Annotated in this window: 7 protein-coding genes; 2 read left to right on the top strand and 5 right to left on the bottom strand. The window is 67.5% G+C overall.

Annotated elements, in window-relative coordinates:
- Positions 1-241, bottom strand: a 241-nt coding sequence (locus ELR45_RS11945; protein WP_205856456.1) for a hypothetical protein, incomplete at its 3' end; no start/stop codon positions are given.
- Between the two features lie 145 nt (positions 242-386).
- On the opposite strand from ELR45_RS11945, the gene ELR45_RS11940 reads away from it, so the two are divergent.
- Positions 387-977 carry a hypothetical protein gene (locus ELR45_RS11940; protein ID WP_129666220.1) on the top strand — a complete coding sequence of 197 codons (591 nt, stop codon included), beginning with the start codon at positions 387-389 and terminating at the stop codon, positions 975-977.
- A 218-nt stretch (positions 978-1,195) separates the two neighbouring features.
- Here the strand turns inward: ELR45_RS11940 and ELR45_RS11935 are convergent, their stop codons facing one another.
- Together ELR45_RS11935 and ELR45_RS11930 are read right to left on the bottom strand one after the other, a co-directional pair.
- Entirely contained in the window at positions 1,196-1,750 is a 555-nt protein-coding gene (locus ELR45_RS11935; RefSeq protein WP_205856455.1) for a GNAT family N-acetyltransferase, read from the bottom strand.
- Positions 1,751-2,020: 270 nt separating this feature from the next.
- Positions 2,021-3,232 carry a nitric oxide synthase oxygenase gene (locus ELR45_RS11930; protein ID WP_129666218.1) on the bottom strand — a complete coding sequence of 404 codons (1,212 nt, stop codon included), beginning with the start codon at positions 3,230-3,232 and terminating at the stop codon, positions 2,021-2,023.
- A gap of 341 nt (positions 3,233-3,573) precedes the next feature.
- On the opposite strand from ELR45_RS11930, the gene ELR45_RS11925 reads away from it, so the two are divergent.
- Positions 3,574-4,710 carry a PrsW family intramembrane metalloprotease gene (locus ELR45_RS11925; RefSeq protein ID WP_129666216.1) on the top strand — a complete coding sequence of 379 codons (1,137 nt, stop codon included), beginning with the start codon at positions 3,574-3,576 and terminating at the stop codon, positions 4,708-4,710.
- Positions 4,711-4,768: 58 nt separating this feature from the next.
- Here ELR45_RS11925 and ELR45_RS11920 read toward each other — a convergent pair whose 3' ends face one another.
- Together ELR45_RS11920 and ELR45_RS11915 are read right to left on the bottom strand one after the other, a co-directional pair.
- Positions 4,769-5,293, bottom strand: coding sequence for a dihydrofolate reductase (locus tag ELR45_RS11920; protein WP_129666214.1), 525 nt, complete (start codon positions 5,291-5,293; stop codon positions 4,769-4,771).
- A gap of 88 nt (positions 5,294-5,381) precedes the next feature.
- Entirely contained in the window at positions 5,382-6,176 is a 795-nt protein-coding gene (locus ELR45_RS11915; protein WP_129666212.1) for a thymidylate synthase, read from the bottom strand.
- Positions 6,177-6,271 lie beyond the last annotated feature (95 nt).

Genomic DNA, 6,271 nt, shown 5'->3' with positions numbered 1-6,271 from the left:
CGACGAGCACGCCGAGCACCGCGGCCGTCCACCCGGGCTCCGGGTAGGCACCGACGTCGGCGAGGCTCCAGGCGACGAGGGCGATGGCGAAGCAGGCCGTACCAGTGACGACATTGACGACTGCGCCGTCGCCGAACGGGGACGGGTTCGGTCTCCGGCCGGTGCTTCCTTCCGCGTAGTAGGGGAGACCGTTGCCGGCGAAGAATCCAGCGACGAAGGCAAGGAGAATTGTCAGTGCCATCGGTGCACCTTTCTGGTGGGCCAACGTGGGGTGGCGACGGATCGGGAACCCGGGCGAGCGTGCGGTTCATTGCCGGTGGTCTGCGGCGGGGTCGCATCGCGGGGGATCGGCTCCGGCTGTCAGATCGCGGCTCTATGCTCTGGGTGTGCTGTTCGAAAAACGGTTCTGGGCCGGCATCGCCGACGGCTCGATCACGGTCACGTTCCGGTGCTGGAAGAAGCCGCAGGTAGTGGCCGGGCGTCCCTATCGGACGCCGGGTGGCATCGTGGACGTCGTCGCGGTCGATGTCGTCGATCCGGCTGGGATCGGTGACGACGACGCTCGCGCTGCCGGGTACCCGGGTGCGGCCGAGCTTGTGGCTGACCTGCGCGGCGATGCCGGGCGTTCCACGTACCGGATCGAGTTCCGGCTGTCGACGGCCCCGGACCCTCGTGCGGAGCTTGCGGCCGCCGCCGATCTCGGCCATGACGACGTGGCGGAGATCGACCGACGGCTCGACCGGCTGGACCGGGCGTCCAGTCACGGGCCGTGGACGCGGGCCACGCTCCAGCTCATCGCCGAGCACCCGGAGCGTCGTGCCGGCGACCTCGCCGAGATGGCCGGCCGGGAGCGTGCTCCGTTCAAGCTCGACGTGCGCAAGCTGAAGAACCTCGGCCTGACCGAGAGCCTCGAGGTCGGCTACCGGCTCTCGCCGCGCGGCCGCGCCTACCTGGCCGTTGCACACCGGACGCCCTAGCCCGTCCACCAGACCATCACCGACGAGGCGATCGAGGAAATCGTGGACCAGGTCTACCTTCCGCTGATCACCGCCAGGGTCTAGCCAGCCAGGTGTACAGGATGTTAAATTTCGGAAACTCTGCCCTCAACGGCGAGGGCAGAGTCTTCTTTATCGCAACCTCGCCGACCAGATGGTCCTTGGACGCGCGGCCACTGGTGTCCACACCGAGCTGGTGTCTACTCGGACTCGAGGTCCGTGTGCAGTCGCACCTGGCGCAGGGTCGCGGAGCCGTCGTCACTGAGGTCCAGGGTCCGATGGGCGGAGTCAGGTCCCCACCCTGCGGGCTCGAGGAAGCCGCGCAGCTGGTCGTCGCCCACAACGAGCCAGAGCCGGGCACGCGTGAATCCGTCGGCGCGGAGAGTGTCCGCGACCGCGGCGATGAGTCGTGAGCCGTGCCCCTGTCGCTGAGCGTCCGGGTCGATGTGGAAGGCGACGACTTCGCCGTCTTGAGGGACGGCGTCCGGATCCCCGGATGGCGCGGTGGCGGCGAAGCCGACGACGCTCCCATGGTCGAGAGCGACCAGGACCCGGTGCTGTGCTGACGGCGGGCGGATGATGGCCTGCCGCCAGGCGTCGGCGAACGTCGTGGCGTCGATCTGATTGAGCACGGCCTTGGGGAGCAGCTCATGGTAAGAGCGCATCCAGGCGCGAGCCTGCACCCGGCCTATCGCCTCGGCGTCGGCGGCCCATGCGGTTCGGACGCTCTTATCGGCGATAGGTTGCTCGGACACGCTCTCCACCCTACGGACTCGGAGAAGAACGAGGTGCAGCAGGGCGGGCGCGAGCCCGCGTATGCCGCCGCGTGGCAGACGGACGGTGGACACTGCTGCCCGGCGCCGGGTATCCGTGCGGCGGGATGTGCTCCCGCACGACGCGGCAGATCGACTCGGCCGCGTGGCCGGCGTCGTCGTGAGATAGTCCTTTGCAGCACGCACTCGCTCGAGATGACGCTGACGCTGCGTACAGCGGGTGCGCGCTGCAAAGGAGACTAGGTGCGGGTCTCAGGCCGCTCCATGGTGGGGATATGGGCAGCCTGCAGTGCTGCCGCTGCCGCTGCCGCCGGTTTCGTCGTCGCCCCAGTCCGTCGTCGGCGGCTCCCATTCGACCGAGGGCAGAAAGCCCGGCAGATGGACCGACTCGTCGTAGTAGTCGTGGTAGACCGGTAGCGACGCCCCTGACATGGGCGGGACGACCCAGGACCACTCGGCGGTGGGGGTGCGCCCTGCCTTATGCTCCTTCGCGACAAAGGCCATGAACCGCTCCGACTCCGCGTGATGGTCGGCGATCTTCACCCCGGCTTGGTCGAACGACCAGAGTACGGCGCGGTTGATCTCCACGAGAACGCGGTCCTTCCAGAGCGTGCGGTGGTCGCTGGTGTCCAAACCCAGCTTCTCGCCCACCAGCCGCATCATGTCGTAGCGGTCCCCGTCGACCAGGTTGCGGGAGCCGATCTCGGTCCCCATATACCAGCCGTTGAACGGGGCGGTCGGGTAGGTGATACCGCCGATCCGCAACGGCATCGACGAGATCGCGGGCACCGCGTGCCATCTCAGCCCGAGATCGGCGAACCAGGGAAACTGCGGGTGGCCGAGTTCCACCTCGAGGACTGCCTCCTCGGGGAGGTCGAAGACGGTGACTCCGTCGTTGGGGGTCTCGATCACCAGCGGCAGCACGTCGAACGACGAACCCTTGCCGGACCAGCCCAGGCTCTCCACCCAGCGTGTGAACGCCTCGAACCGCGGGTCGCCGACCACCGAGCCGTCCTTGCGGTGCCCGGCGTATCGGATGAGCTGCTCGTTCCGGATCCGCGGTGCCTGCCGCCCAGGCTCGTCGGCCGCGAAGACCGTGATGACGGGCCTGATCCGGCCGCCGTTGGTCGCGAGCTTGAGATGCTCCGCGCATTCGTTGGCGATGGAATCGGGCCGCCGGACATGTCTGCGGTCACGGATCACCAGACTGCGCCAGTACAACCTGCCAATGCAGCGGTTCGCGTTGCGCCAGGCCACCCGGGCACCGAACTCCAGCTCGGCCGTGGTGTGGGTGAAGACGCCGCGTTCGGAGAACTCGCGTACGGCAGCAGCGTGCCGGACCAGCGGGTCCGGTGCCGACGGGTCCTCTGCTGCCCGTTGGGTGAAGAACCGCTCGGCTTCGTGGAGATCGATCTCGAGACCCGGTGGACAGGGGAGACCGCGTTGCCTGCCGTCGGTAGTCAATGGACCCTCCTTCGCGCAGCGCGCGCACTGGCGAGGTCGAGCCCATCACTTGGCCCCCGGGATGGCTCTCCCCTCCGCCCAAGATCACTATGCCATGGAACGTGACAGTCCGTCATGGGATGTCCCATCGGCTAAACGGACGACATATTCGCACGAATAGGCGATGTTGCCCCTCGTTGTGCCGTGCTGTGCGATCAGTGAAAGTTGACCGTTTTGGTGGATTTTGAAAGATTCTCAGGGCGCGTGCTGTCCCGTTGAAGAGGTAAGGTCAGCGCGATGTGCAGGGGGAGAAGACAGGAATGGTTGTGACAGCGGTCACTGCTCATGCTCATGAGCCGTTCATGCGGCAGCAGCGTCGACGGGTTCTCTGGCCGGTCCTCGGCATCGTCCTCGCCTCGGTGTGCGGGGTCGCCGTCGTCGGGATCGCCGTGGACGAGACATCCGGCGGTGCGACGCTCGTCGCCACCATGCTCGCGCTCCTTCCGGTGATGCTGCTCGTCGGCACTTTCCTGTGGCTGGACCGATGGGAACCGGAGCCGGGCTGGAACCTGCTGTTCGCCTTCCTGTGGGGTGCGGGAGTGGCGACCCTCGGTGCGCTGCTGATCAACTCGGCCGTCGGCGTGACGTACGGACCGATGGCGTCCGCCGTAGTCTCCGCACCCGTCGTCGAGGAAGCCCTCAAGGGACTGTTCCTGGTGGGCATGCTGTGGTGGAACCGGCAGCAGCTGGACGGCGTGGTCGACGGGGTCGTCTACGCCGGTCTCACCGCGGCCGGGTTCGCGTTCGTCGAGAACATCTTCTACCTCGGCCGTGCTTTCGACATCGACCCGTCCGAGGGCTGGCTCACCTTCGTTCTGCGTGGTGTGGTCTCGCCCTTCGCGCATCCGCTGTTCACGGTGTTCACCGGGATAGCAGTGGGGCTCGCGGCACGGCGGCGTGGTGTGCTGCCCAAACTGCTGTTTCCGGTGGTCGGCTACCTGCTCGCGGTGACGCTGCACGCGCTGTGGAACGGCGCGGCGGTGTGGGACGACGGCGGAGCGTTCTTCTCGATCTATCTGATGGTGATGGTGCCGCTGTTCGTCGGCATGATCGCGCTGGCCCTGTGGCAGCGTCACCGGGAACGACGTACCGTGGTCGACTTCCTGCCGAGGTTCGCCGCAGCCGGTTGGATCGGCTGGGACGAGGTGCCGTGGCTGACGACGATGAGTGGCCGGCACCGGTGGCGTCGTGAGGCGCAGGCGAGCGCCGGCTCCAAGGTGGCGCGGGCGCTACGGGTGTACCAGACGGTCGTCACCGAGCTCGCGTTCCTCTCGGACCGGATCGCACGCGGGATGGTCGGCCACCATGCGCCTGTGTGGCACGCGCAGATCGTGCACGAGCTCGCGGCCGCACGCGCCGAGGCGTTCGCGCAGCCGAACACCGCGGTGCCGGCAGTGGGCGGCCGGCAGCGAGGGCCCAACGGCGGCGTTGAGCGTTAACGGCCTGCTCGACGGAGCTCGGGCCCACGACAACCACAGTGGGTGAGTGGGGTTCAGCTCAGCTGGTGGGGCCGACGCGGGTGTACGTGGCCCAGTCGAACCCGTCGCGATGCTCCCGGCCGACCTCGCGCCACGCTGACCAGTCGACCTCGGGGAAGTGTGTGTCACCCTCCGGCGACCCGTCCACCTCGGTGAGCTCGAGTCGATCCGCGTCGTCGATTGTCTGAGCGTAGATCTCCGCACCGCCGAAGACGAACACCTCGTCGTCGAGCGACGCGGCCAGCTCCAATGCCTCCCGCACCGACGACACGACGTGTACGACGGTCGGTGGCGTGTCTGCCGCGCGCGACGACGCGTCGCTCGGTTCGGCGGGGGACCAATGAGACTGACGGGTGACGACGACGGTGGTACGGCCCGGGAGCGGGCGGCCGATCGAGTCGAAGGTCTTGCGCCCCATGATCAGGACGTGCCCCATCGTCATCGCTTTCACCCGGGGCAGGTCACCCTCCAGGCGCCAGGGGAGGCCGCCGTCGACGCCGATCACGCCGTTACGCCCGACCGCAGCGATCACGGTGACAGTCATACGTCCCTCCGCCGCCCCGGCCCGATGATCATCAACCGGCGAACCCACCATGGTGCGGCCAACGGTTGATGATCATGAGGAGGAGCGCTCATACGGCGATGGGTGCCTTGATGGTGGGATGCGGGTCGTAGTTCAGCAACTCGACGTCGTCGTACTCGAAGTCGTCGATCGAGCGGCGCTCGGGGTTCAGCCGCAGGGTGGGCAGCGGCCGGGGCTCGCGCGCCAGCTGCGTCCGCGCCTGTTCCAGGTGGTTGAGGTAGATGTGCGCGTCGCCCAGGGTGTGTACGAAGTCGCCGGGCTCGAGGTCGCACACTTGCGCCACCATCTGCGTGAGCAGAGCATACGACGCGATGTTGAACGGCACCCCGAGGAAGATGTCGGCTGAGCGCTGATACAGCTGGCAGGAGAGCCGCCCATCGGCGACGTAGAACTGGAACATGGTGTGGCACGGGGGCAGCGCCATCTCGTCGACATCGGCGGCATTCCACGCGCTGACGATGTGCCGGCGCGAGTCCGGGTTGGTGCGGATGGACTCGATCACACCGGCAATCTGGTCGACACTGCGTCCGTCGGGTTTGGGCCAGGAACGCCATTGGTAGCCGTAGACCGGCCCGAGCTCGCCCTCGGCGTCGGCCCACTCGTCCCAGATGGTGACGCCTCGTTCCTGCAGCCAGCGGGCGTTGGTGGAGCCGCTCAGGAACCACAGCAGCTCCAGCACCACCGACTTCATATGCATTCTCTTGGTGGTGAGCGCGGGGAAGCCGGCGCCGAGGTCGAAACGCATCTGGTAGCCGAAAACGCTGAGCGTGCCGGTCCCGGTGCGGTCCGATTTCTGCGTGCCGTCGTCGAGGACGTGACTGAGGAGGTCGAGATACTGCCGCACGTCTCGCAATTTAGCACTGTGGTGCGCCTGCTCCCTGTCGCCGCTCCGGCGTGGCCCGCATGGGCTGGCGGGATGTCGATCGTGGCCCGCGACAC

This window comes from Phytoactinopolyspora endophytica (assembly GCF_004138495.1).
GTDB lineage: Bacteria > Actinomycetota > Actinomycetes > Jiangellales > Jiangellaceae > Phytoactinopolyspora > Phytoactinopolyspora endophytica.
The sequence above is the reverse complement of the archived record's forward strand: the minus strand, read 5'-3'. Positions and strand labels throughout refer to the sequence as shown.